This window comes from Jiangella alba (assembly GCF_900106035.1).
Lineage (GTDB): Bacteria > Actinomycetota > Actinomycetes > Jiangellales > Jiangellaceae > Jiangella > Jiangella alba.
Genome location: NZ_FNUC01000004.1, coordinates 297,562 through 323,570 on the forward strand (window position 1 = coordinate 297,562; position 26,009 = coordinate 323,570).

The window sequence follows — 26,009 nt, forward strand, 5'->3', positions numbered from 1 at the left end:
CGTCGCCGCTCAGCGGTCCGGGCTGCTCCCGCCGGCGAAGGGTGGGAGCAGCTCGACCGCGGTGCCGTCGCGCAGGACGATGCCGGCCGGATCGCGCGACCCGGCCGGGGTGCCGTCGACGACGACGGCGCAGATGTCGAGGACGGCGGCGAAGCGCGCTGACCCGCTGTGCGCCGAGCGGGCCGCCGCCAGCGCCTCGGCGAGCGTGCCGGCGTCGACGACCTCCTCGGGGATGCCGGCCGCCGCGCGGAGAGCCGCCCAGTAGCGGAGCGTCACCTTCGCCATCAGGACATCATGCCCGCACCGGGTCGACCGCGAGGGTGTGCTCGTCGAGCCAGGCGCCGATGCGCGTCACCAGCGACTCGGTGGCGCCGGCCTCGGCGTGGCCGAAGCCGCGTTCCAGCCAGAGCGAGCCGGACGGCGCGGCGGCGTGCACCTGCCAGGCGTGGTGCACCGGGAAGTAGCCGTCCTCGTCGCCGTGCACGACCAGCAGCGGGACGTCCAGCTCGGCGGCCGCCGCCCGCGCGTCGATGGGGTCGGGCGTGGACCAGCCCGACGGCGACACCCGCGTGCGGCGCAGCAGCCGCAGCAGCCCGCGGCCCGGCTTGGTGAGGATGAGCCGCAGCAGCGTGCGCATGGCGGCGGTGCCGCGGTAGTGCCATTCGCCGGGGACGCTGACGGCGGCCACGGCGCCGACGCCGCGGTGCAGCGCGCCGTGGCGCACCGCGACCGCCGAGCCGAGCGAGAACCCGAGCGTCGCCACCCGCCGGTAGCCGAGCGCGCGCGCCCAGCTGACGGCGGCGTCCATGTCGAGCACCTCGCGCCAGCCCAGCGTCGAGTGTCCGCGCGACCGGCCGTGCCCGCGCAGGTCGAGCAGGACGACGGAGGCGTGCTCGCTGAGCCAGCTCGAGATGCGTTTCATCTGCGGGCTGTGCGAGCTCTGCGTGAAGCCGTGCGCGACGACGACGGCGAGGTCGCCGTCGACGCCGTCGCGGCGGGGGAAGTAGCGGGCGTGCAGCAGCGTCCCGTCGGCCGCCTGCAGGCGGCGCGAGTGTCCGGAGCGTTGCGGGCGTGCGTCCGGCCGGGGCGCGGTGGCTGCCCCAGGAGTGTCGAGGTCCGGCATATCAGCTATTCTCTCTCACCAAGGGACCTGGGCGATGACGCCGGCAGGTCCCTTCTGCGTTCAACGGCCCCGGCCGACAGGAGGTCGCGACATGGCAACCATCGTCCTGCTGACCAATTCCCTGCAGTCGTCGGCCGAGGTGCTGCCCGCCCTCGGCTTCCTCCTGCACGACGTCCGGGTGCTGCCCGCGGAGGCGTCCGCGCTGGTCGACGCGCCGACGGGTGACGTCGTCGCCGTCGACGCCCGCCGCGACCTCTCCCAGGCGCGCGGCCTCACCCGCCTCATCCGCACCACGGGTGTCGACGTCCCGCTCATGGCCATCGTCACCGAGGGCGGGCTGGCCGCCGTCACCGCCGAATGGGGTATCGACGACGTCCTGCTCGATTCCGCGGGCCCGGCCGAGGTCGAGGCGCGGCTGCGGCTCGCGCAGGGCCGGCTGGCCGCCGCCGGCGACGACGCGCCCGACGAGATCCGCTCCGGCGACCTCCTCATCGACGAAGCCACCTACACCGCCAAGGTGGCGCGCCGCACGCTCGACCTCACCTACAAGGAGTTCGAGCTGCTCAAGTTCCTCGCCCAGCACCCCGGCCGGGTGTTCACCCGCGCCCAACTGCTGCAGGAGGTGTGGGGCTACGACTACTTCGGCGGCACGCGCACGGTCGACGTCCACGTGCGGCGGCTGCGGGCGAAGCTCGGCGCCGACTACGAGTCGCTCATCGGCACCGTCCGCAACGTCGGCTACCGGTTCGTCCCACCTCAGCAGGGCCGCTCCGGCCGCCCCCCGGCGGGCGTCCCGCTCCCTGAGGACGACGTCGCCACCGACCGCGCCGGCATGAGCATCACGCTGTCCGACTGACCGTTTCTGCCCGGCGGGTAGGGTCGCTGCCGTGGCGACGACGTTCACCCCGGCGGAACTGGCCCAGGTCACGGCACTGGCCGAGCGGGCCCGCGCCGCCGACGGCGTGGCCCCCTTCTCCGACGACCTCTTCCCGGCCGCCCGCTCCGGCGCGACCATCGCGGCGTTGACGGTGCCGACTGGGGCTGGTGCGGGCGAGCCAGCCGGAACCGGCGAGCTGGCCGGGGCCGCGTACGCGGCGCGGCAGGGCGACCGGCAGGCCGCGGAGCTGGTGATCGACCCGGCGCGGCGGGGGCAGGGGCTGGGCGGCGGGCTGCTGGCCGATCTGCTCGGCGCCGTGTCCGGCGAGCTGTGGCTGTGGTCGCACGGTGATCACCCGGCGGCCGCGGCGCTGGCTCGGCGGCACGGGCTGGTGCGGGCCCGCGAGCTGCTGCAACTGCGCCGCCGCATCGCGCCCGGCGAGCTGCCGGAGCCCGTGCTGCCCGACGGCGTGCGGCTGCGCCCGTTCGTGGTGGGCCAGGACGAGGCCGCGTGGCTGGAGGTCAACAACGCCGCGTTCGACTGGCACCCGGAGCAGGGCGGCCAGACCCTCGACGACATCGCGGCGGCCGAGGCGGCGTCCGACTTCGACCCGGCCGGCTTCCTCCTCGCCGTCGACGCCGACGACCGGGTGCTCGGCTTCCACTGGACGAAGGTGCACCCGCACGACCCCAACCCGGGCCGAGACATGCTGTCCCGTCGAGGGCCGGAATCGAGTGGCCCCGGCGGCGGCGTCGACGCGCCCCTCGGCGAGGTCTACGTCCTCGGCGTGGCGCCCTCGGCGCACGGCCGCGGGCTGGGCGGCGCGCTGACCATCGCCGGCCTGCGCCACCTGGCCGACGTGGCCGGCGTACGCACCGTGACCCTGTACGTCGAGGGCGACAACACCGCCGCCGTGCGCCTGTACGAGCGCGAAGGCTTCACCCGCCACGCCATCGACGTCGCCTACCGCCGCGACTGAGCCGCCTGAGCGCCGGGCGGGTGGTGATCGCAGCGTGGGTGACGAGAGCGCCAACAGTTGACGCTCCCGTCAACACGCCACCCCATGACCCCAGCGCCAGAACCCGGCCTCCACGACCCTCTCAGCCGCAGCCCGACCACGTCACCCCGGGCGGAGGCGCAGCGCCGGACCGGCCACGACGACAACGCAGAACGGGTGGTGATCGCAGCGTAGGTGACGAGAGCGCCAACAGTTGACGCTCCCGTCACCCAGTCCCACCCCACGACTCGGGGGCGCCCTTTACTCCCGCAGCCCGATCGCGTCGACCGGGCGAAGGCGCAGCGCCGCGCGGGCCGGGACGCCGATGGCGAGGAAGCCGAGCAGGGAGGTCGCGAGGACGATGCCGCCGAAGCCGGCCGGTGAGATCGACGGCAGCGGCGACTCGGTGAGCCCGATGCTGATACCGACCAGCGGGGGCAGCGCCACCAGCAGGCCGACCAGCACCGACACCGCGACGATGACCCCCGCCTCGACCCGCATCATGGCCAGCACGTGCCGCCGGGCCGCGCCGGCCAGGCGGAGCAGGGCGAACTCGCGGGTGCGCTCGGCCGTGGCCATGACCAGCGTGTTCACCACCGACACCGCCAGGTACGCGAGCAGCGCGAGGATGGCCACCAGGCTGGACGACGTCTCGGCGGACCGCTCGGACGAGCCGGCCGCGGACAGGTCGGACCCGGTGCCGGCGGCCAGGCCGGGGTGCTCGGCCGCCACCTGCGCGACGGTGCCGGGGTCGCCGCCGCCGATCAGCACCCAGCTGTCGAGGCCGGTCGTGGTGTGCGCGGCCAGCTCGTCGTGCGGCAGGGTGACGTCGCCGAAGCCGAGGCCGCGGCCGTAGACCGCGACCACCGTCGGTTCGATGACGGTGCCGTCGCCGAGCACGATGTCGACGGTGTCGCCGACGGACGCGCCGAAGGTGGCCGAGGCGTTGCGGCTCAACGCCACCGTGCCGTCGCGGAGGTCGCCGAGGTCGCCGTCGCGGACCTCGAGGTCGAGCGTGCGGTGGAGTCCGGCGGGGTCGAGCCCCTGCGCGGCGAACGACTCCTGAGTGGGGTCGCCCAGCTCGGTGTAGCGGACGATGACCTGGCTGTGCACGACCGGCGTCACGGTGGCGTCGTCGCCCAGCTCGCGGCGCAGCTCGTCGGTCACCGCCCCGCCCACCCCGCCGTCGCGCCCCGTGATCACCTGGTCGGCCACGACGCCGTCGATGGTCTGCCGTCCGGCCGCGGCCGCCAGCGTGCTCTGGCTGAACAGCTGGACGGACACGACCGCGACCGCCAGCACGATGGGCGTGACGGCCGCCGCCAGCCGGCGCGAGTTGGCCCGCATGTTCGCCGTCGCCAGGTACCCGTGCACCGGCGACAGCCGCCGGATCGGAGCGGCCAGCAGCCCGGCCGCCGCGCCCAGCACCCGCGGCCCGAGCAGCGCCACGCCGATGGCCAGCAGCAGCGCCCCGCCCGCCGCCGCGGCCACGCCCACCATGCCGGGCACCAGCATGGGCACACCGGACACGGCCAGCCCGAGCACGACCAGCACCGCCCCCGCACCCACCCGGCCCGCACCGAGGCGCCGCTCCTCGACCGCGCTCTCGCCCAGCGCCTCGACGGGGTTCAACCGCGCCGGTCGCCTGGCCGCCACCCACCCCGCCAGCCGCGCCGTGACCAGGCACAGCACGATGGCCGCGAGCCCCGGCAGTGGGCTCATCGCGAGCTGGAAGTCGGCCGGCAGCAGACCGGTGCCGGCGAACGCCCGCCCGAGCCCGACCGCCACCAGGTACCCGGGCACCGCGCCGAGCACCGCCGCCGTGACCCCCAGCAACATGACCTCGGCGCCGACCAGCCGCCGGACCTGCCCCCGCGTGGCGCCGACCGCACGCAGCAGCGCGAACTCGCGCCGTCGCTGCTGGATCGACAGCGCCAGCGTGCCCGCCACCACGAACATCGCGATGAGCACCGTGGTGCCGGCCAGCGACATCGCCATGACCGTCAGCTCGCCGCGGGCCTGGCCGATGTCGAGGAACTCCACGTGGCCGCGGGCGTCGCCGGTGTGGGTGCGCACGTCGGGCACGGCGTCGGCGATGCGACCGGCCAGCTCGCCGGCGGACACCCCGTCGTCGGCGACCACCACGACGGCGTCCCACCGCCCACCCGCCCCGGCCAGTTCGCCGGCCCGCTCGTCGGTGAGGAACACCGCCGACTCCCGCGCGTCGCCGGGCCGGGACACCACACCGCTCACCGTGTAGGTGGACGGGACCCCGCCGACGGCGAGGTCGACGCGGTCGCCGGTCTCGACGCCCAGCGACGACGCGAGGCCGGCCTCGAGCGCCACCTCGTCGTCGCGGCGCGGGCCGTCGCCGCCGTCGACCGTGAACGGTGCGAGCGCCGCCGCCGACCAGCCGTGCCCGACGACCGGCCGGGACAGGTCGGCCACGGCGCCGTCGGCCACCACGCTGACCGGGACGTTGACGTCGCCGGCCGCCTCGGCCACCCCCGGCACGTCGGCGACGGCGTCGACAGCGTCGGCCGGCAGCCGGACCCGCTCGGGCAGCGCGATGTCGGTGTCTTCGACGACGGGGAGCGCCTGCACGCCGCTGACCACGACGTCGGCGCCGGCGTAGCGCTGCGGCGGCAGACCGCCGCGGATGCCGGACTCGACCAGCACGCCGAGCGACGTGACCAGCACCGACGCGAGCAGGACGGCGAGGAACGCGCCGATGAACCCGGCCTTGCGTCCCTTGATGGTCTTGCGGGCGATGTCGCGCACGGTCACCACGCCCCGAGCTTCGTCATGCGCTCGGCCACCAGTTCGGCCGTCGGCGCGTCCATGACCCCGGTGACCCGGCCGTCGGCCAGGAACAGCACGCGGTCGGCGAACGACGCCGCGACCGGGTCGTGGGTGACCATGACGACCGTCTGGCCGCTGTCGTCGACGATGCGGCGCAGCAGTTCGAGCACCTGCCGGCCGGTGCGGGTGTCGAGCGCGCCGGTGGGTTCGTCGGCGAAGACCGCGTCGGGCTGGGTGACCAGCGCCCGCGCGATGGCGACCCGCTGCTGCTGGCCGCCGGAGAGCTGGGCCGGGCGGCGCTGCAGGTGGTCGCCGAGGCCGACCGACCCGGCGACCCGGGCGATCCAGCCGGGGTCGATCTCGCGTCCGGCCAGCCGCAGCGGCAGCGACACGTTGTCTTCGACCGTCAGCGACGACAGCAGGTTGTAGGCCTGGAACACGAAGCCGATGCGGTCGCGCCGGACCACCGTCAGCTCGTTGTCGGAGAGTGTCGACAGCTCGGTGTCGGCCAGCCGGACCGACCCCGACGTCGGCCGGTCGAGCCCGGCCGCGCAGTGCAGGAACGTGCTCTTGCCGGACCCGGACGGGCCCATCACCGCGGTGAAGGTGCCGACGGCGAGGTCGACGCCGACTTCGTGCAGCGCCGTGACCCGCTGCTCGCCACTGCCGTAGATCTTGGTCACGGCGTCGAGCCGGACCGCCGGTGCCGTCATGGTGTGCACGTCGCTTCCTCCTTGTAGGGCCTGGTCACGACGTTATGGATCGGCAGTGGCGGGAACGATCCCGCTGGCGCCCCGATCAATGGTGGTGCTGGGTATACCGTCTGGCGGCGCCCGCTCGGGCATGCTGAACACATGGACAGAGTGCGAGCGGCGTACCGGGCGACGCGGCGGGCGCTGCCGTTCCTGCTGCGCGGTCTCGTCAGCTCGGCGGTGGCGCTCGTCCTGCTGATCCGCGTGCTGCTGGTGGCCGCGTTCACGCTCGTCGGCGTGGGCTGGCTGGCCGTCCCGTCCACGGTGCGGGCGGTGCGCCGCTGGGCCGGCGACGAGCGCCACCGGGTCGCCACTTTCACCGGCCGCCCGGTCCCGCGGCCCTACGCCTCCCCCGACCCGCCGCGCACCCATCAGGACGACGCGGGCGCGCCGAAGGTGCCCACCCGCACGCTGCTCGCCGACCCCGCCACCTGGCGCGACGTCGGCTGGGTGCTGTTCCACGGCCTCACCGGGCTGGTCGTCGGGGTCGTGGCGGTGCTGCTGCCGCTGAGCGTCGTCAACGCCGCCGTGGTGCCCATCTACTGGTCGGCGATGCCGGCCGACGACCCGGTGCAGTCGCCGTACCCGGTGACGTCCTGGGCCGGTGCGCTGGGCATGCTGCCGCTCGGCTTCGGCTGGCTGGTGCTGACGCTGACGCTGGTGCCGTTGCTGGCCAGATGGCAGGCCGGGGTGGCCGGCCAGCTGCTGCGGCCGACGAAGGACGCGCGGCTGTCCGAACGCGTCACCGAGCTGACGGCCACCCGCGCGGCCGCGCTCGAGGCGCACGGCGCCGAGCTGCGGCGCATCGAGCGCGACCTCCACGACGGCACCCAGAACCGGCTGATGGGCGTCATCATGCACCTCGGCATCGCCGAACGGGCGCTGCGCCGCGACCCCACCTCCGCCCTGCCCCTGCTGCTCCAGGCGCAGAACCAGGCCGGCGACGCGCTGACCGAGCTGCGCGACGTCGTCCGCACCATCTACCCGCCGGTGCTGGCCGAGCGTGGCCTCGACGGCGCGCTGGCGGCGCTGGCGGCCCGCTGCGCGATACCGTGCACGCTGCGCGTCGACCGGCTGCGTCGGCTGCCCGCCGCGCTCGAGGCGGCCGCGTACTTCGTCGTCGCCGAGGCGCTGACGAACGCCTCGAAGCACAGCGGCGCCGACCACGTCGAGGTGACGCTGACACTGCGGCCCCCGGCCAGCCGGGGTGACGAGGAGACGCTGGTGATCCACGTTCGCGACGACGGCCACGGTGGCGCCGACGAGTCCGGCGGCAGCGGGCTGGCCGGCATCCGCCGCCGGGTCGCCGCGTTCGACGGCCAGACCACGGTGACCAGCCCGCTCGGCGGCCCGACGGTGGTCGAGGCGGTGATCCCGTGCGCGTCGTGATCGCCGAGGACGACACCCTGCTGCGCGAGGGTCTGGTGTTGCTGCTGGGCGGCGAGGGCATCGAGGTGGCCGCCGCCGTCGACAACCCCGTCGACTTCCTCGCGGCGGTGCGCGCCGAGCGGCCCGACGCCGCCGTCGTCGACGTGCGGCTGCCGCCCGACTTCAAGGCCGAGGGCATCGAGGCGGCCGCCGCGGCACGGCGCGAGCGGCCCGGACTGCCCGTCCTCGTACTGTCCGCCTACGTCGAGGACAGCTACGCCACCGAGTTGCTGGCCAACGGCGCCGACGGCGTCGGCTACCTGCTCAAGGAGCGCGTCGGCAAGGTCGAGCAGTTCCTCGACGCGTTGCACCGGGTGGCCCGCGGCGGCACCGTCATGGACCCCGAGGTGGTCTCGCAGCTCATGGTCCGCCGCCGCGCCGACGACCCGATCCGCACGCTCACGCCGCGCGAGCGGGAGGTGCTGGCGCTGATGGCCGAGGGCCTGGCCAACCCCGACATCGCGGCGCGCCTGGTGGTCACCGAGACCGCCGTCAGCAAGCACATCCGCAACATCTTCGCCAAACTCGGCCTCGCGCACGGCGACACCGGGCATCGCCGTGTGCTGGCCGTCCTCGCCTATCTGAAGTCGTGATCACCGGCGCTACCCAGTGTTCACTCGCGCGTGTCAGCATGGGGACATGGCGGAGCCGACCAAGCCGGAAGAGCGTTATCTCGACCGCGAGTTGTCGTGGCTCGCCTTCAACCACCGGGTGCTCGAGCTCGCCGAGGACCCCGACGTGCCGCTGCTGGAGCGGGCCCGCTTCCTGGCCATCTTCTCCAGCAATCTCGACGAGTTCTACATGATCCGCGTGGCCGGCCTGAAACGGCGCATGGCGGCCGGCGTCGCGTTCCCGTCGGTGAGCGGCATGATGCCGCGCGAGGTGCACGAACGCACGCTCGAACGCACCCGCGAGCTGATGGCCCGGCAGACCAAGTGCTTCCGCAGCGACGTGCTGCCGGCGCTGGTCAAGGAGGGCATCGACATCGCCCGGTGGGACGACCTCGACGACGCCGAGCACGTCAGGCTGCGGCGGCTGTTCAGCGAGCGGATCTTCCCGGTGCTGACGCCGCTGGCCGTCGACCCCGCCCATCCGTTCCCGTACATCTCCGGGCTGTCGCTGAACCTCGCCGTCGTCGTGCGCAACCCGCGCAACTCGACCGAGCACTTCGCCCGGGTCAAGGTGCCGCCGAACTTCCCGCGCTTCCTGCCGGTGGCCGAGCAGCGGTTCGTGCCGCTCGAGGACGTCATCGCCGCGCACCTCGCGCAGCTGTTCCCGGGCATGGAGGTGCTGCAGCACCACATGTTCCGGGTCACCCGCAACGAGGACGTCGAGGTCGAGGAGGACGACGCCGAGAACCTGCTGACCGCCATGGAGCGCGAGCTCATGCGGCGGCGGTTCGGCCCGGCGGTCCGGCTCGAGGTCGAGGAGACCGTCGACCCGCACGTGCTCGACCTGCTACAGCGCGAACTGGGCGTCAGCGACGGCGAGACGTTCATGCTGCCCGGCCCGCTCGACCTCACCGGCCTCACCGCCATCGCCGACCTCGACCGCGCGGAGCTGCGGTACCGGCCGTTCCTGCCGGCCACCCACCGCGACCTCCGCGACGTCGAGTCGGCGTCGCCGGCGGACATGTTCGCGGCCATCTCGAAGGCCGACGTGCTGGTGCACCACCCGTACGACTCGTTCTCCACCAGCGTGCAGCGCTTCGTCGAGCAGGCCGCGGCCGACCCCCGGGTGCTGGCGATCAAGCAGACGCTCTACCGCACCAGCGGCGACTCCCCCATCGTCGACGCGCTGATCGACGCCGCCGAGGCGGGCAAGCAGGTGCTCGCCGTCGTCGAGATCAAGGCGCGCTTCGACGAGCAGGCCAACATCACCTGGGCGCGCAAGCTCGAGCAGGCCGGCGTCCACGTCGTGTACGGCCTGGTCGGGCTGAAGACGCACTGCAAGCTGTGCCTGGTGGTGCGCGACGAAGCCGGCGGCATCCAGCGCTACAGCCACATCGGCACCGGCAACTACCACCCGCGCACGGCCCGCATCTACGAGGACATGGGCCTGCTCACCGCCGACGCCGACGTCGCCGAAGACCTCAACCACCTGTTCAACACGCTGTCCGGCTACTCGCTGGAGTCCGACTACAAGCGGCTGCTGGTGGCGCCGCACGCGCTGCGCAGCGGCATCGTCGACCGCATCCAGCGCGAGATCGAGCACCACCGGGCCGGGCTCCCGGCCGGCGTCCGGTTCAAGATGAACAGCATCGTCGACGAGGCGATCATCGACGCGCTGTACGAGGCGTCCGAGGCGGGCGTGCCCATCGACATCTGGGTGCGCGGCATCTGCAGCATCCGGGCCGGCGTGCCCGGGCTGTCCGAGAACGTGCGGGTGCGCAGCATCCTCGGCCGGTTCCTCGAGCACTCGCGCATCTACTCGTTCGAGAACGGCGGCGACGCCGAGCACTGGATCGGCTCCGGCGACCTCATGCATCGCAACCTCGACCGCCGGGTCGAGGCGCTGGTGCGGCTGAGCCGGCCGGAGCACCGCCACGAGGTCGAGGGCCTGTTCGACCTCGCCTTCGATCCCGGCACGGCGTCCTGGCACCTGCGCCCCGACGGGACATGGGACCGCGTGCACACCGACCCCGACGGCGCACCGCTGTCCGACATGCAGCAGGTGCTCATCGAACGCAAACAGCGCCGGAGGTCCACCACGTGAACCGTGCGGAGCAGACCGCCCGACCGCACACCGAGCGTGAGGTCGAGCAGAAGTTCCGCGTGCACGGACTGTTCCGCATCCCCGACCTCTCCACCCTGCCCGGCGTGGGCGGCGTCGACGATCTCGGCGTCGTCGAGCTGGAATCGGCCTACTACGACACCGACGACCTGCGGCTGGCCCGCGAGGGCATCACCTTCCGCCGTCGCAGCGGCGACGACGAGGGCTGGCACCTGAAGCTGCCGGCCGGCGGCGTCGGCGCCCGCGACGAGGTGCGGCTGCCGCTCGACGACGGTGACGTCCCGCCGCCCGCGCTGGCCGCGCTGGTCCGGGTGATCACGCGGACTGAGCCGCTGCGGCTGGTCTCGACGCTGCGCACGACGCGGGCCCGGCAGCTGATCCGCGCCGGCGACGGCGACGGCGATGTCGGCGAGCTGGTCGACGACACCGTCCACGTGGTCGGCGCCGACGGCGCCGTCGCCGCCCGGTTCCGGGAGCTCGAGCTGGAAGAGCGCCACGGCGGCCCGCTCATCGCGAGCGTCGCGGCGGCGCTGACGGAGGCCGGCGCGGTCGGCGGCGAGTTCGTCGCCAAGGTGGTCCGGGCGCTCGGTCCCAACGCGGCGGCCCCGCCTGAGGTGCCGGAGCTGCCGGTGCCGCGGCCCAAGGACCCGGCCCACGACGCGCTCGTCGCGTACCTGGCGCTGCACGTGCGGGCGCTGCGAGCGGCCGACGTCGCGTTCCGCCGCGAGCCGGCCGACCCCGAGGCCGTCCACCAGCTGCGGGTGGCCGCGCGCCGGCTGCGCAGCGGGCTGCGCACGTTCCGGCCGATCCTGGACCGGCCGTGGGCCGAGGAGCTGCGCGCCGAGCTGGCGTGGTTCGCCCGCTCCCTGGGTGAGCTGCGCGAGGGTGACGTGCTGCGCGAGCGGCTGGAGCGCCACTGCGGCGACCTCCCGCCGGACCTCCCCGCCACGGAGGTGAAGCAGCTGCTGGCCGAGGTGCTGGGCGGCTCGGTCGCCGACGCCCGCGTCAGGGTCGGCGAGCTGCTCGACGACCACCGCTACCTCGCCCTGCACGACAGCCTGGTCCGCGCCGTCGCCCAGCCGCTGACCCGCGCCGACGCCGAGCGTCCCGGCCGCGACGTCCTGCCGACACTGGTCGCGAAGGCGTGGGCGAAGCTCGACCGCGCCGCCGACGACCTCACCGACGCCTCCCCCGACGACGACTGGCACATCGCCCGGCTGGCCGCCAAGCGGGCCCGCTACGCCGCCGAGGCCGTCGCTCCCGTGCTCGGCTCCGACGCGAAGGCGTTCGCCAAGCAGCTCGAGAAGATCACCGAGATCCTGGGCGAGCACCAGGACGCCGCGCTGGCCGCTGCCCGGGCCCGCGAGCTGGCCCACTCCGAACACGCCTCCGCCGACGTCGCGTTCGCGCTCGGCGTGCTGGCCTCGAACGAGCGGGCCCACGTGCACGCCGCGCGCGCGGCGTTCGCGGACACCTGGCGGAACGTGCGTCGGGCGAAGTGGCGCCGATGGATGGAATCGTGACGCCCAGGCGCGACCCGGTGCTCGCCGCCGGGGCCGTGCTCTGGCGCGCGCGGCCGGGCGGCGAGGTCGAGCTGTGCCTCGTGCACCGCCCCCGGTACGACGACTGGTCGCTGCCCAAGGGGAAACGGGAGCCGGGCGAGTCGCTGCTGGTGTGCGCCGTCCGCGAGGTGTTCGAGGAGACCGGGCATCGGGTGACGCTGGGCCGGCCGCTGCCGCAGCAGCACTACCCCGTCGCCGGCCGGCCGAAGACCGTGCACTACTGGCTGGCCGAGGCCGACCCGCACGCGGCGCCCCGGCTGCCCGACCACGAGGTCGACGAGGTGGTGTTCCTGCCGGCCGGCGAGGCGGTCCGGCGGCTGACCCACGAGCGTGACGCGGAACTCGTCCAGGCCGCGTTGGGTGGTCCGCTGCGCACCACCGCGCTGGTGCTGCTGCGGCATGCCAAGGCGGTGTCCCGGTCGTCCTGGTCCGGCCCGGACGTCGAACGGCCGCTGTCGCCGGACGGCATCGCCGACCTCGAGCCGCTCGGCGAGGCGCTGGCGACACTGGCGCCCCGGCGGGTGTTGTCCAGCGACGCCGTCCGGTGCGCCGAGACGGTGCGCGCGTTCGCCCGCAAGCAGGGACTGGTCGTCGAGCTGGAGCCGCACCTGTCGGAGGAGAGCCTGCGGGTGACCGCCGACCAGCACCCGGCCGAGGAGATCATCGCGTCGCTGCTCCGCAACGGCGCGGCCGTCGTGTGCTCGCACCGCCCGGTGCTGCCGCTGCTCTTCGCGGCGGCCGGCACCGACGCCGACGGCGGGCTCGAGCCGGGCGCGTTCGCCGTGCTGCACCACGACGACGGCCAGGTCGTCGCGGTGGAACGGCACGCCCCGCCCCGTTCGGCTGGACTCTAGTAAGAGCGCTGCGTTGGGCCGGGTGCCTGGGCGGGACGGTGGATGGGGCCTCGCGAGGTTGCGCCGTGGTAGGTGGACGCTGACGGCCACCCCCGGGGGCGGGCCCGGTCGTCGTCACCGACAGGTTGACCAGAGCGGCACACGTTGGCGCTGGTGTCACCACGCCCGCGACCATCACCGCACGCCCGGACGACTTGACGCCACAGCGGGCGACGCCGCCCCGCCGCTGGTTATCGACCTGTGACCGCTCTCAACGGCACGTTGTGATCGTCTCGCAACCGACCACGCGGCCTGTTCACGTGACAGCCATCACACGGTCAGCGATCCGTCGTCTGCTCTGCGCCAGGCGTTCATTCCCCGTTCACTCTCAGCGGGGAACGGCGTCACCTCCGAAATCTACGTTCTAGGCGATACGCAAGGACGAATTGGTCCAGGAAGGACACCAGACGTGAACCTCAGCATCGTGCGCCGCACGCTGGCACCCGTAGCCGTCGCCAGCGCGGCCGCCCTCGTGCTGGCAGCCTGCGGCTCGGACCCCGACACCGGCAACTCGTCGAACGAAGAGAGCCCCGACGGCGGGAGCAGTGAGGAACCCGACGGCGGCAGCGGCGGGGACCTCTCCGGCACGCTGAACGGCGCCGGCGCCAGCTCGCAGGAGTCCGCGGTCCAGGCGTGGATCGCCGGTTTCCAGGGCCAGTACCCCGACGTCACCGTCAACTACGCCCCTGAGGGCTCCGGCGCCGGCCGCGAGCAGTTCACCTCCGGGGCGGTCGCGTTCGCGGGCTCCGACGCCGCCCTCGACGAGGAGGAGCTGGCGGCCGCCGAGACCGCCTGTGGCGCCCCGGCCGTCGACCTGCCGCTGTTCATCGACCCGATCGCCGTGCCCTACAACCTGCCGGGTGTCGACAACCTGCAGCTGGGCCCGGTGACGCTGGCGAACATCTTCAACGGCACCATCACGACCTGGAACGACCCGGCCATCGTCGCGGACAACCCGGACGCCACGCTGCCGGACACCACCATCACGCCGGTGCACCGCTCGGACGAGTCGGGCACCACCGAGAACTTCGTCGAGTACCTGGCCGCGGCCGCGCCGGAGGCGTGGACGTACGAGGTCAGCGGCGAGTGGCCGGGCGACCTGCCGGGTGAGGCGGGCGCTCAGACCCCGGGCGTCATCGCCGCCGTCCAGGCCGCCGAGGGCACCATCGGCTACGCCAGCGCCGCCGCCGTCGGCGACCTGCAGACCGCCGCCATCGGCGTCGGCGCGGAGTTCGTCGAGTACTCGGCCGAGGCCGCTGCCGCCGTCGTCGACGCCTCGCCGCGGGCCGAGGGCCGGGCCGAGAACGACATCGTCCTGGAGCTGGCCCGCGACACCACGGAGTCCGGCGCCTACCCGATCGTGCTGGTCTCGTACACCATCGTCTGCACCTCGTACGCCGACCCGGCGGTCGGTGACCTGGTGAAGGCGTACGTCGGCTACGTCGCGAGCGACGAGGGCCAGCAGGCCGCCGCCGCTGCCGCGGGCTCGGCCCCGATCTCGCCGGAGCTGCAGACCGAGGTGCAGGCCGTCGTCGAGTCGATCGAGGTCGGCTGAGTCCTATCCTGTGCCACGGAGTTCCACGTCGCCGGGCGGCTCGTCCCCATGCGGGACGGACCGCCCGGCGTCCGCACGACACCGGCATGAACCGCGAGACCTCCACGACCCGGAGCTGACGCCGTGACCACCACCGAACCACCGCCGACCGAGCGGCCCGTCGTTGCCCGGCGGGCGAAGACGCGCCCTGGCGACCGCATCTTCTCCCGGTCCGCGCAGGTCGCGGGCATCCTGATCCTGGTCATCCTCGCCGGCGTGGCCGCCTTCCTGGTCAGGGAGGCGCTGCCCACGTTCACGGCCGACCCGTCGGAGATCGACGGTGGCGAGGGCTTCTTCTCCTACGTCTGGCCGCTGGTCTTCGGCACGCTGGCCGCGGCGGTCATCGCGCTGATCGTGGCGACGCCGCTGGCGCTGGGCATCGCGCTGTTCATCTCGCACTACGCGCCGCGACGGCTGGCGCAGGGCCTCGGCTACATCGTCGACCTGCTGGCCGCCATCCCGAGCGTCGTCTTCGGCCTGTGGGGCATCCAGTGGCTGGCGCCGCAGGTGCAGCCGGCCTGGGGCTGGCTGGCCGACAACCTCGGCTTCATCCCGTTCTTCTCCGGCCCGGCCTCGGCCACGGGCCGCACGATGATGACGGCCGGCCTGGTGCTCGCGGTGATGATCCTGCCGATCATCACCGCCATCTCGCGCGAGGTGTTCCTGCAGACGCCGACGCTGCACGAGGAGGCGGCGCTGGCGCTGGGCGCCACCCGCTGGGAGATGATCCGCATGGCGGTCATCCCGTTCGGGCGGCCGGGCATCATCTCCGGCATCATGCTCGGCCTGGGCCGCGCGCTCGGCGAGACGATGGCCGTCGCGATGGTGCTCTCGACCGGCGGCTTCACCTGGTCCATGGTCACCGCCGGCAACAACACCATCGCCGCCGAGATCGCCCTGGACTTCCCCGAGTCGTCGGGGCTCAAGACCAACACGCTCATCGCCGCCGGCCTGGTGCTGTTCGCCATCACGCTGGCCGTGAACATGTTCGCGCGGTGGATCGTGTCGCGCCGCAGTGAGTTCTCGGGGGCCAACTGATGTCCGTCGCCACGAAGCCCGCGCCGCCGGCCGGCGGCAGCTCGCTGGCCCAGAACCAGCTGCCCCGCTACACCACGCAGGTCGTCCTGGTGCTGTCGATCGCGGCCGGCGCCGGCCTGTCCGCGATCTTCCGCGGGTTCTCGATCGTCTCCTTCGCCGTGCTCTCGGTGCTGGCCTTCCTGGTCGTCAACACCGTCCTGTCGGCGGTGGTCGAGGGCCGGCGCAAGGCCACCGACAAGCTGGTCACCGGGCTCGTCTATACCGCGTTCGGCATCGCGCTGGTCCCGCTGGTCTCGGTCATCTGGTCGGTCGTCGACAACGGCATGGCGCGGTTCAGCATCGACTTCCTGACGACGTCCATGCGCAACGTCACCGGCCTGAACGACCAGCAGGCGCTGGAGGGCGCCGCGCCGTACATCGGCGGCGCGTACCACGCCATCCTCGGCACCTTCCTCATCACCGGCCTGGCCACCGTCATCTCGGTGCCGATCGGCCTGCTCACCTCGGTCTACCTGGTCGAGTACGGGCGCGGCCGGCTGGCCAAGGCGATCACCTTCTTCGTCGACGTCATGACCGGCATCCCGTCGATCGTGGCCGGCCTGTTCGCCGCCGCGCTGTTCGCGGTGCTGTTCGGCGTCGGCACCCGCAACGGCTTCGCCGGCGCCGTCGCGCTGTCGGTGCTGATGATCCCGGTGGTCGTGCGCTCCAGCGAGGAGATGCTGCGGATCGTCCCGAACGAGTTGCGCGAGGCGGCGTACGCGCTGGGCGTGCCGAAGTGGCGCACCATCGTCCGGGTGGTCATCCCGACGGCGATCTCCGGCATCGCGTCGGGCGTGACGCTGGCCATCGCCCGCGTCGTCGGCGAGACCGCGCCCCTGATCGTCACCGCCGGCTTCACCTCGTCGATCAACAGCAACCCGTTTTCCGACTGGATGATGTCGCTGCCGGCGTACGTTTACAGTCAGGCCATGCGGCCGCTGTCGGGCTCGTCGCCGCAGCCGAGCTTCGACCGGGCCTGGGCCGCGGCGCTGACGCTCATCCTGATCGTCATGCTGCTGAACCTGGTCGCCCGACTCATCGCCCGCCTGTTCGCCCCGAAGACCGGCCGCTAGAGCAAGGAAACCGCCCTTATGTCCAAGCGCATCGACGTCGGCGATCTCAACGTCTACTACGGCAACTTCCTCGCGGTCGAGGGCGTGTCGATGGCCATCGAGCCTCGCTCGGTCACGGCCTTCATCGGCCCGTCCGGCTGCGGGAAGTCGACCTTCATCCGCACCCTCAACCGCATGCACGAGGTCATTCCGGGCGCGCGGGTGCAGGGCAAGGTACTGCTCGACGGCGAGGACCTCTACGGCCCCACCGTCGACCCCGTCACCGTCCGCCGCCAGGTCGGCATGGTGTTCCAGCGGCCCAACCCGTTCCCGACGATGTCCATCCGCGACAACGTGCTGGCCGGCATGAAGCTCAACAGCACCCGGCTGAGCAAGAGCGACGCCAGGGACGTCGTCGAGCGCTCGCTGCAGGGCGCGAACCTGTGGAACGAGGTCAAGGACCGCCTCGACAAGCCCGGCTCGGGCCTGTCCGGCGGCCAGCAGCAGCGCCTGTGCATCGCGCGCGCCATCGCCGTGCAGCCCGACGTGCTGCTGATGGACGAGCCCTGCTCGGCGCTCGACCCGATCTCGACGCTGGCCATCGAGGACCTCATCGGCGAGCTCAAGCAGAACTACACGATCGTCATCGTCACCCACAACATGCAGCAGGCCGCCCGGGTCAGCGACCGCACGGCGTTCTTCAACATCGCCGGCACCGGCAAGCCCGGCAAGCTGATCGAGATGGACGACACCGCGAAGATCTTCACCAACCCCAGCGTGAAGGCCACCGAGGACTACGTCTCCGGCCGCTTCGGCTGACGGACCGGCGCCCGCCCACCACGCTGCGGCGTGGTGGGCGGGCACGGCATCACCCCCGGCCGATGCCGGACTCCGCCGCGGCCCGGCGGATCGCGGCGGCCTCCCGGTTGTCGACGACCTCCTCGGCCAGCAGCCGGTCCAGCACCTCGCCGACGTGCCGGAGGAACGCGCCGGACGATCCCCAGTCGCGGTCCTCCTCGATGAGGTCGTTGACGGTGCACCCGTCGGCGGCCGCGCGGTTCGGCACGCCGCTGTCGACCGTCCCGACGACGACGGTGGCCCGCGGGTCCGGCTGCGGGCAGGCGGCCTCGACCGGTGCGATCCACACGTCGCGGATCTCGACGTCGGAGCCGTCGTGGTGGTTCTGGAACCCGATGTGGCCCTCGAGCGCCCGGCTCCCGTCACCGGTGTAGGTGTTGACGAGCTCGCCGTTCAGCCAGACGGTGTACGTCTGCCCGACGGCCCTGATCTCGTACGTGTTCCACTCGCCGATCGGGTTGGCCAGCACGTCGGTGATGGTGGCGAAGTTGTAGATCGAGCCGGTCTTCTGCGGGTCGCCGCCGCCCGGGTCGTCGTGGATCTGCGCCTCGTAGCCGCGCACGCTGTCGTCGGGCTGGCGGACCCACGGGCCCTGCCAGTCCAGCGGCGCCGGGAAGCGCAGGAACACCCCGGAGTTGTCCGACGCGTTGTTCATCTTGTACTGCAGCCGCAGGTGGAAGTCGCCGAAGGCCTGCGGTGTGTACCAGAGCAGGCCGCCGGAGCCGCGGCTGAGCAGCGTGCAGTCGGACGTGACGGTGAACGAGCCGTTGCCCACCATCGCCCAGTTCTCCAGCGACTTGCCGTCCCAGAGGGCGGTGAAGCCGTCGGCCGGCTCCGGGTCCGGGCACACCTGCGGCTCGGACTCGGTCAGCTCGAACCGGTCGAACGCGACGTCGACGACGGGGATGCTGGGGTCGCCGTTGCCGCCGGACAGCGCCAGCACACCCACGTTCCACGTCGACATCGTGCCCAGGCCGTACGGACGGCCCACCGGCAGCCACTGCTCGCCGTTGGTGGAGTACTCCGCCCGCACCTCCAGCCCGTCGCTGACCAGCCGCAGGTCGAACGTGTCGGGGAAGTCGGCCGGCAGCGCGACGTAGTCGGCCGACGTGTTGCGCTCCTGCCCGCCCGCGACGGTGAAGAACGACATCCGCCGGGTGCCGTCCGGCCGCGCCATGACCACCGCCTTGGCGAAGTCGGCGTCACCGGCATGCAGGACGAGACCGGCCTGCTGGAACGCGGTGCCCACGTCGGCGGTGACGCGGGTGGTGGCGGTCCAGCCGCCCTCCGGCGCCGGCCGCATGACGAGGTTCTTCGCGTCGGCCCGGGCGGAGGTCAGCTCGCCGTGCGCCGTCGGCAGCACCAGCTGCCCGTCCGCCACCTGGTAGCCGGCCGGGTCGTGGCGGACGATCGACGACCAGCAGGACGTGTTCAGCGCGTCGCCGTCGAACTCGTCCACGCCGCCGTCCTCGCACGGCGGCCGCGGCACGCTGACGCCGTCGCCGTTGAACCGCAGCCAGTCCAGAGCCATCAGGTCCGCGGTGACACCCTCGTTGCGGAACACCAGATAGATGTCGAAGGTGTCGCCCGGGTCGACCAGGTCGGTGGTCCGCTCGACGACGGTGTCGACGTTGTCGGTCACCGGCACGTCCACCGAGCCCAGCAGGTCGCCGTCTGGCGCGTCGCGACGCACCTCGATGGTGCCGCCGTGCGCGGCCGACGAGGCCCCGACGGTCAGCGACTCGATGTTCGTCAGGTTCACCGTGTCGAACCTGATCCAGTCGCCGTGCGAGATGCTGCCGACCCGCGCCCGAGCGCTGGCCAGCGGCCGTTCGAAGATCTGCACGCCCTCGCCCGCGGCGTAGTGCTCGGCCTCGCGCCGCTTCGGGTTCAGCCGGACGGCGTCACCGCCGGTGAGCGGCTCGACTCCGGGCGCACCGGCGTCGGTGAAGCTGGCCTCCAGCACGTAGTAGAGGTTGGTCTCCTGGCCGTGCCCGCCGTCGGTGATGGTCGGGATCGTCCCGGTGCAGTGCGGGTAGTTGTCCAGCGGGTGTGCGTGCTGGTCGTGCCCGAGCAGCGCGCCCACGGTCACGGCGCCGCACTCGATCGAGCCGTCGGCGATGCTGCCGTCCTCGACGTCGTCGACCGTCACGTCGTAGGCGACCTCGTCACCCCAGTCGAAGAAGCCGCCGTGCGGTGGCCAGCTGAAGCCGACCTCCGGCCGGGTGTTGCCGGCCGAGATCCGGACCGCGGCCACCGAGCTGCGGTCCCGGCTGTCGGTGACGGTGAGCAGCGCGGTGTAGTTGCCCGCCTCGGTGTACGTGTGCGACGGGTTCGGCTCGTCCGAGGTGGCGCCGTCGCCGAAGGACCAGTGGAACGTCATCGGCAGGCCGGCGGAGTGCTCGGTGCCCTCGCTGGAGAACTGCACGGTCAGCGGCAGCTGGCCCGACGTCGGCGTGCCGGACGCCTTCGGGGTCGGCGGGCGGTCGCCGCCGACGTAGTCGATGCGGTAGATGCCGGCGCCCTCGTTGACGTCGCCGCGTCCCGCCCCGCTGCCGGAGCCGAAGTCGATGACGTACATGGAGCCGTCCGGGCCGAACGTCGCGTCGAACGGGCCGCGGAACGTGGTGCCGCCGAACACCGGGTTGATCGACATCAGGTCGCCGGCCGCGACCGGGGCGAACCGCTCGTCCTGGAAGGACTGGTCCGCCTCGACCCGGGTGAACGTCTTGTACCAGTTCCGGGCGTACTCGAAGACGAACCACTTGCCGTCGTAGTACTCGGGGAACTTGGTGTCCGACTCCAGGTCCGGGTCGTAGTCGTAGACCGGGCCGCTCATCGGGGCCGCACCGCCGCTGCCGAGTTCGGGGAAGTTCGGCGACGTGCCGTAGCCGTACCAGACGAACGCCTCCTGCACCGGCGGGAGCTGCTGCAGGCCGGTGTTGTGCGGCGAGTCGTTGACCGGGCCGCCGGCGCAGTCGAACGGCTCGCCGGAGGTGCCGGTGGCGAAGTCGTAGTCGATGTAGGGGAGGTTGTTCCCGACGCAGTGCGGCCAGCCGTAGTTGCCGGCCTCGCTGACGACGTTCCATTCGACCAGCCCTTCGGGGCCGCGCGCCGGGTTCGCCTGGGTGGCGTCCGGCCCGTAGTCGGCGACGAGCACGTCACCGGTCTGCTGGTCGACGGTCATGCGGAACGGGTTGCGGAACCCCATCGCGTAGATCTCCGGCCGCGTCTGCGCCGTGCCCGGCGGGAACAGGTTGCCGTCCGGGATGGTGTAGCCGCCGTCGTCGGCCGGCTGGATCCGGATCACCTTGCCGCGCAGGTCGTTCGTGTTGGCCGACGTCGCCTGGGCGTCCCAGGCCGCGCGGTCCGGCCGCTCGTCGATCGGCGCGTAGTTGTTCGACTGCGAGAAGTCGGTGTTGTCGCCCATCGACGCGTACAGGCTGCCGTCCGGACCGAACTCGACCGCGCCGCCCATGTGCACGTTGGCCAGGCCGATGTCGCGCCACGTCGGGAAGTCCAGCAGCCGGCTCTCCGACTCCATGTCCAGCAGCGACGTCTCGAAGTCGAAGGTGAACCGGGAGATGTTCATCTGCGCGACGTCGGGATCGGAGTACATCGCGTACACCCAGCCGTTCGCGGCGAAGTCCGGGTCCAGCGCGAAGCCGGTCAGCCCGTCCGAGTGCCGGGCGGTGCTGAGCCCCAGCTCCAGGTCGCCGACGGTCGTGACCTCGAGCGTCGTCTGGTCGATCAGCTTGAACTGCCCGGTGCGCTGGATGTACATGACCCGGCGGTCCGGCAGCACCTCCAGCTCGAACGGGTCGGCGAGGTCGTCGGTGAGCTGCGTGACGGCGAAGCTCTCGGCGTCCGTCGCGCCGCAGTCGCCCGGCACCGCGCCGGCCGCCCAGGTGAGGCCGCCGAGCAGGTGCCCGGCGAACTCCGGCTCGTCGAACGCGGCGGCGTCGTGGCCGCCGGCGGTGTACCAGGACCGGCCGCCGTCGTAGACCTGGCACCACGAGAACGGGTGGTTCAGCCCGGAGCCGAGGCCGGGGATGCCGTCGCGGAGCTTGATCTCGGCCAGCACGTGAACGCTGCCGGTCGGGTCGGCGTCGAGGTTCACCCAGCCCTCCGAGCGCTCCCACAGCTGCGGCAGCTCGCTGGTCGACGGGTGCACCCGGTCCAGCACCTCGATGCGGCCGGGCAGCGTCTCGCCGGCGGCGCCGAGGTCGGCGTGGTTGCTGACCCGGGCGCCGACGAGGCCGCCGTACCACTCCCAGTCCGGCTCGGCCGCGGCCGCGGCGTGCAGGCCGACGTAGCCGCCGCCGTTCTGGATGTAGCGGGTGAACGCGGCGCGCTCCTCCTCGCCGAGCAGCGCGCCGTCCGCCGGCGTGTTGTTGAAGACGACGACGTCGAAGCCGGCCAGCTCGGCGTCGGTGAACAGGGCGGTGGAGTCGTCGACCACCACCTCGAAGTCGTTCGCGGCGCCGAGCTCCTGGATCAGGGCCGCGCCGGCCGCGACCGGCTCCTGCGGCTCGGCGGCCGCCGCGGAGTAGACGAGGGCGCGGAACTGCGCGTCCGCGGCCTCGGCAGGAGGCGGATCGGGTGCTGCTGCTGTCGGCGGGGCGCCGGCGAGCGCGGCTGCCAGGACGCCGGCGGACAGGGCTGAGAGCAGGCTGGATCGGCGCATTCGGGACTCCGTCCATGCGGGGGTGAGGACGATTCGGAAAGCGCTTACCGCGGACGAGTCTGTCGGTGATCACTCCGACCTGTCAAGACCCCGGACCCCGCCGGGGCGCCGCTCAGAGCGAGCTGAGCCCCGGCATCAGGTGCAGCAGGCCGTAGCTGAGCGCCGCCGCGAGACCGGCCATCGGGATGGTGAGCACCCAGGCGGTGACGATGTTCCCGGCCACGCCCCAGCGCACGGCCGACAGCCGCTTCGTCGAGCCGACGCCGATGACGGCGGAGGTGATGGTCTGGGTGGTCGAGATCGGCGCGTGGTAAGCGAACGCCGTCGTGTAGAGGACGCCGGCCGCCACCGACTCGGCGGCGAAGCCCATCGGCGGGTCGAGGTGCACGATGCGCCGGCCCAGGGTCCGCATGATCCGCCAGCCGCCCGCATACGTGCCCGCCGCGAGCGCCGTCGCCGCCAGCACGATGACCCACCACTGGACGTCGAAGCCGGCCTGGTACCCGCCGACCACCAGCGCCAGCGTGATGACGCCCATGGTCTTCTGCGCGTCCTGCAGGCCGTGGCCGAGCGCCATGGCGGCGGCGCTGAACGTCTGCGCCAGCCGGAAGCCGCGGTTGACCCGGCCCGGGTTGGACCGGCGGAAGATCCACTGGATCGCCGTCATGACCAGGAACGCCAGCGCGAACCCGACGATCGGCGACACCACCATCGGGATGACGACCTTGTCGAGGATGCCGGTCCACTTGACCGTGTTGGCCGACGCGATGGCCGCGCCGACCAGTCCGCCGATCAGCGCGTGCGACGACGATGACGGCAGGCCGAACCACCACGTGATGAGGTTCCAGACGATCGCCCCGACCAGCGCCGCCAGCACCACCAGCAGTCCGCTGTCACCCTCGGGCGCCTCGATGATGCCGCTGCCGACGGTCTGCGCGACGCCGGTGCCGAGGAACGCGCCGATGAGGTTCATCGACGCGGCCATGAGCAGGGCCGCACGCGGCGTGAGCGCCCGGGTCGACACCGACGTGGCGATGGCGTTGGCGGCGTCGTGGAACCCGTTGGTGTAGTCGAACGACAGCGCGACGACGATCACCGTCAGGATGAGCGCGAGCTCCACCCGCTCACGACTCCTTGATGGCGATCTGCTCGACGATGTTGGCCACCGTCTCGAAGCCGTCGACGGCCGATTCCAGGGTGTCGACGACGTCCTTGAGCTTGTGCACCGTCAGCGCGTCGTACTCGCCGGAGAAGATGCGGGCGAGCAGCCGCCGGTAGTCCTGGTCGGCCTGGTTCTCCAGCCGGTTGACCTCGATCCAGTAGTCGGTCAGCTCCGACGGCGTCCGCAGCCGCGGCATCGCCTCGGCGGTCAGCTCGGCCGCGCGGGCCAGGACGTCGACGAGGTCGCCCACGCCGGACGGGAGTTCGCCGACGCGGTACAGCACCATGAGGTCCAGCGCGGCGTCGACGTCGTCGAGCACGTCGTCGAGGGCGCTGGAGAGCCGGTAGATGTCCTCGCGGTCGAACGGCGTCACGAAGGTGGAGTTGACCCGCCGGATGATGTCGTGGGTGTGCTCGTCGCCCTGGTGCTCGACCTCCTTGAGCTGGACCGCGAGGTCGGCTCGGTCGGCGTCGGACGCGAGCGCCTCGGACAACAGCCGCACGCCGTCGCGCAGGTTGCGCGCGTCGGCTTCGAACAGGTCGAAGAAGGCGTTGTCCCGCGGAGAAAAGCGCACGAAACTCCTCTGTCGGACGGAGGCGAACGGTCGAATGCTAAACGGTGAACACTCTGTGACGCGTCACACGCTCGCCCGTTTCGTCAGTGGATCTTCAGCTACCCCACCAGGTGAGGTCGTCGACCGAGAAGTCCGCCGGCCACCAGCCGCCCCCGAACGAGTCGAACACCAGCACCGCGCCGCAGGCCGCGACGAACAGCGCACCGAGCACCACCCACGCCACCTCACGAGACCGGTCCAGCGGCGCGAGCATCGACCTGATGCCGTGCCGGCTGCGCACCGTGCCCGGGCCGCGCCAGACCAGCCAGGTGCCGACGACGGCGGCCGCGATGGACGGTGTGCGCGCGCCGCCGACGTCCAGGAGGTCGAGGGCGCCGCCGACCACGAGCGCGCCGAGCGCCGCCACCAGCAGCTGGAACAGGCACGGCACCGCCGCGGCGACGATGTCCCAGGGTGCGGCCAGCGCCGCCACGACGCCGTCGTTGCGCTGTGTGCCGCGCGCCTCGCGCCGTTCGAACAGCCGCCGCTGGACCCGCCAGACGATGCGGCCGGTCAGCAGAACGGCGAGGGCGACGGCGCCACCGGCGTACGGCTCGGCCGCGGTGAGGAAGACCAGCAGCAGTCCGCCCAGGCCGATCGCCAGCCGGGACCGCCAGCTGCCCGGCGCCAGCGACTCGCCGCCGGGCCGCGGCGGCGGGACCGCCAGCGGTGACGGCTTCTGCTGCTGCGGACGGCGGTCGCGGCCCGGCAGCGGCGGCGGGTGCACCTGGGTCGGCGGGACGTACGGGGGCGGCGCGGGCGTGACCGGCAGCGGGGGCGGCGGCACCGGCGCGAAGCGCGCGGTGTCGTCGACGGCGGGCGGCACGGCGACGGTGGGCGGCTCGGCGACCGGCGGCGCGGCCGTGATGGTGGGCGGCTCGCCGGTGCCGATGGCGTGCGCCAGGGCGGGGACGTCGGGCCGGCGGGCGGGATCGGGGTGCAGCGCGGCGTCGAGCACCGCCGCCAGCCACGGCTCGACGCCGGTGAGGTCGTGCTCGCCGCGCCGGATGCGGTCGACGACGGCGAGGTCGGGGCCGCCGCCGTAGGGCGCCCGGCCGGTGGCGGCGTAGGTGAGCGTGGCCGCCCACGCGTGCACGTCGGTGGCCGGCGTCGGGTCGCGGCCGAGGACGGTCTCGGGGGCGAAGTAGCCGGGGGTGCCGGAGATCAGGCCGGTCGCGGTGAGCCGGGTGTCGTCGGTGGCGTGCGCGATGCCGAAGTCGATCAGCACCGGCCCGCCCTCGGCCAGCAGCACGTTGCCCGGCTTGATGTCGCGGTGGACGACACCGGCCGCGTGCACCGCCTCGAGCGCCTCGAGCAGGCCGCGGGCCAGGATGCGCAGGTCGGCGGCGGCCAGCGGCCCGTACTCGGACACCCACGCGCTGAGCGGGACGCCGTCGACGAACCGGGTGACGATGTACGGCGGCTCGGCCGCGATGTCGGCGTCGAGCACCTCGGCGACGCGCGCGCCGCGCACCCGGACCAGCGTGGCGACCTCGCGTTCGAACCGGCGCCGGCCGTCGGTGCCGCCGACGAGCCACGGCCGCAGCGTCTTGACCGCCACCGAGCGGCCGTCAGGTGCGGTCGCCAAGTACACGACCCCCATGCCGCCCTCACCAAGTTGGCGGACCACCCGGTACGGGCCGATGTGGGTGAGTTCGGCCGGCCTCGCATCCACACGTAGACGGTAACCGACCGGGCCGCGACGAGGCATTCCGAAGCCACGCCGGGCGAGCGCCACGCCTGCGGGGCCGCGGCGTGCTTTGCTATGACGAACACGATTGATCATGGGGGTGCGGCCG

General features: G+C 73.0%; 19 protein-coding genes. 11 read left to right on the forward strand and 8 right to left on the reverse strand.

What is annotated here, in order from left to right; all coding sequences use genetic code 11:
* Positions 1-9 precede the first annotated feature (9 nt).
* Both BLV02_RS19220 and BLV02_RS19225 read right to left on the reverse strand, forming a co-directional pair.
* Positions 10-285: a MoaD/ThiS family protein gene (locus BLV02_RS19220; protein ID WP_069109691.1), complete on the reverse strand. Its 276-nt coding sequence runs from the start codon at positions 283-285 to the stop codon at positions 10-12.
* A 7-nt stretch (positions 286-292) separates the two neighbouring features.
* Entirely contained in the window at positions 293-1,123 is an 831-nt protein-coding gene (locus tag BLV02_RS19225; protein WP_216094017.1) for an alpha/beta hydrolase, read from the reverse strand.
* 91 nt (positions 1,124-1,214) lie between these two features.
* On the opposite strand from BLV02_RS19225, the gene BLV02_RS19230 reads away from it, so the two are divergent.
* Positions 1,215-1,979, forward strand: a complete 765-nt coding sequence (locus BLV02_RS19230; protein WP_083288301.1) for a winged helix-turn-helix transcriptional regulator — start codon at positions 1,215-1,217, stop codon at positions 1,977-1,979.
* 31 nt (positions 1,980-2,010) lie between these two features.
* Positions 2,011-2,979, forward strand: a complete 969-nt coding sequence (gene mshD, locus BLV02_RS19235; RefSeq protein WP_069109692.1) for a mycothiol synthase — start codon at positions 2,011-2,013, stop codon at positions 2,977-2,979.
* 279 nt (positions 2,980-3,258) lie between these two features.
* Here mshD and BLV02_RS19240 read toward each other — a convergent pair whose 3' ends face one another.
* Positions 3,259-5,787, reverse strand: a complete 2,529-nt coding sequence (locus tag BLV02_RS19240; protein ID WP_069109693.1) for an ABC transporter permease — start codon at positions 5,785-5,787, stop codon at positions 3,259-3,261.
* Positions 5,781-6,512: an ABC transporter ATP-binding protein gene (locus BLV02_RS19245; protein WP_069109694.1), complete on the reverse strand. Its 732-nt coding sequence runs from the start codon at positions 6,510-6,512 to the stop codon at positions 5,781-5,783. The genes BLV02_RS19240 and BLV02_RS19245 overlap by 7 nt, the downstream gene beginning before the upstream one ends.
* A gap of 141 nt (positions 6,513-6,653) precedes the next feature.
* On the opposite strand from BLV02_RS19245, the gene BLV02_RS19250 reads away from it, so the two are divergent.
* From BLV02_RS19250 to pstB, 9 genes are all read left to right on the forward strand, one after another.
* Positions 6,654-7,940 (forward strand): sensor histidine kinase, encoded by a 1,287-nt coding sequence (locus tag BLV02_RS19250; protein ID WP_069109695.1) that lies wholly within the window; start codon positions 6,654-6,656, stop codon positions 7,938-7,940.
* The gene (locus BLV02_RS19255; protein ID WP_069109696.1) at positions 7,928-8,572 is read left to right on the forward strand and encodes a response regulator; all 645 of its coding nucleotides are present in this window, start codon (positions 7,928-7,930) and stop codon (positions 8,570-8,572) included. Before BLV02_RS19250 ends, BLV02_RS19255 begins: the two co-directional genes overlap by 13 nt.
* Positions 8,573-8,618: 46 nt before the next feature.
* Positions 8,619-10,694 (forward strand): RNA degradosome polyphosphate kinase, encoded by a 2,076-nt coding sequence (locus tag BLV02_RS19260; RefSeq protein WP_083288302.1) that lies wholly within the window; start codon positions 8,619-8,621, stop codon positions 10,692-10,694.
* Positions 10,691-12,235, forward strand: coding sequence for a CYTH and CHAD domain-containing protein (locus BLV02_RS19265; RefSeq protein ID WP_069109698.1), 1,545 nt, complete (start codon positions 10,691-10,693; stop codon positions 12,233-12,235). The genes BLV02_RS19260 and BLV02_RS19265 overlap by 4 nt, the downstream gene beginning before the upstream one ends.
* The gene (locus BLV02_RS19270) at positions 12,232-13,128 is read left to right on the forward strand and encodes an NUDIX hydrolase (RefSeq protein ID WP_176986534.1); all 897 of its coding nucleotides are present in this window, start codon (positions 12,232-12,234) and stop codon (positions 13,126-13,128) included. The genes BLV02_RS19265 and BLV02_RS19270 overlap by 4 nt, the downstream gene beginning before the upstream one ends.
* Positions 13,129-13,576: 448 nt before the next feature.
* A complete protein-coding gene (pstS, locus tag BLV02_RS19275) occupies positions 13,577-14,722 on the forward strand; it encodes a phosphate ABC transporter substrate-binding protein PstS (RefSeq protein ID WP_069109699.1) in 1,146 nt (381 codons plus the stop codon).
* Between the two features lie 123 nt (positions 14,723-14,845).
* The gene (pstC, locus tag BLV02_RS19280) at positions 14,846-15,799 is read left to right on the forward strand and encodes a phosphate ABC transporter permease subunit PstC (RefSeq protein WP_069109700.1); all 954 of its coding nucleotides are present in this window, start codon (positions 14,846-14,848) and stop codon (positions 15,797-15,799) included.
* On the forward strand, positions 15,799-16,911 hold the full coding sequence (gene pstA, locus BLV02_RS19285; RefSeq protein ID WP_069109701.1) for a phosphate ABC transporter permease PstA: 1,113 nt from the start codon (positions 15,799-15,801) through the stop codon (positions 16,909-16,911). The genes pstC and pstA overlap by 1 nt, the downstream gene beginning before the upstream one ends.
* A gap of 18 nt (positions 16,912-16,929) precedes the next feature.
* Positions 16,930-17,709: a phosphate ABC transporter ATP-binding protein PstB gene (gene pstB, locus BLV02_RS19290; RefSeq protein WP_069109702.1), complete on the forward strand. Its 780-nt coding sequence runs from the start codon at positions 16,930-16,932 to the stop codon at positions 17,707-17,709.
* Positions 17,710-17,758: 49 nt separating this feature from the next.
* Here the strand turns inward: pstB and BLV02_RS19295 are convergent, their stop codons facing one another.
* The 4 genes from BLV02_RS19295 to BLV02_RS38065 all read right to left on the reverse strand — a co-directional run bounded on the left by BLV02_RS19295 (position 17,759) and on the right by BLV02_RS38065 (position 25,885).
* The gene (locus BLV02_RS19295) at positions 17,759-22,435 is read right to left on the reverse strand and encodes a ThuA domain-containing protein (RefSeq protein ID WP_069109703.1); all 4,677 of its coding nucleotides are present in this window, start codon (positions 22,433-22,435) and stop codon (positions 17,759-17,761) included.
* A 112-nt stretch (positions 22,436-22,547) separates the two neighbouring features.
* Complete coding sequence (locus BLV02_RS19300) at positions 22,548-23,555, reverse strand: inorganic phosphate transporter (RefSeq protein ID WP_069109704.1); 1,008 nt, start codon at positions 23,553-23,555, stop codon at positions 22,548-22,550.
* 4 nt (positions 23,556-23,559) lie between these two features.
* Positions 23,560-24,171 (reverse strand): DUF47 domain-containing protein, encoded by a 612-nt coding sequence (locus tag BLV02_RS19305; RefSeq protein ID WP_069109705.1) that lies wholly within the window; start codon positions 24,169-24,171, stop codon positions 23,560-23,562.
* Positions 24,172-24,265: 94 nt separating this feature from the next.
* Entirely contained in the window at positions 24,266-25,885 is a 1,620-nt protein-coding gene (locus BLV02_RS38065; protein WP_074946540.1) for a serine/threonine-protein kinase, read from the reverse strand.
* Positions 25,886-26,009 lie beyond the last annotated feature (124 nt).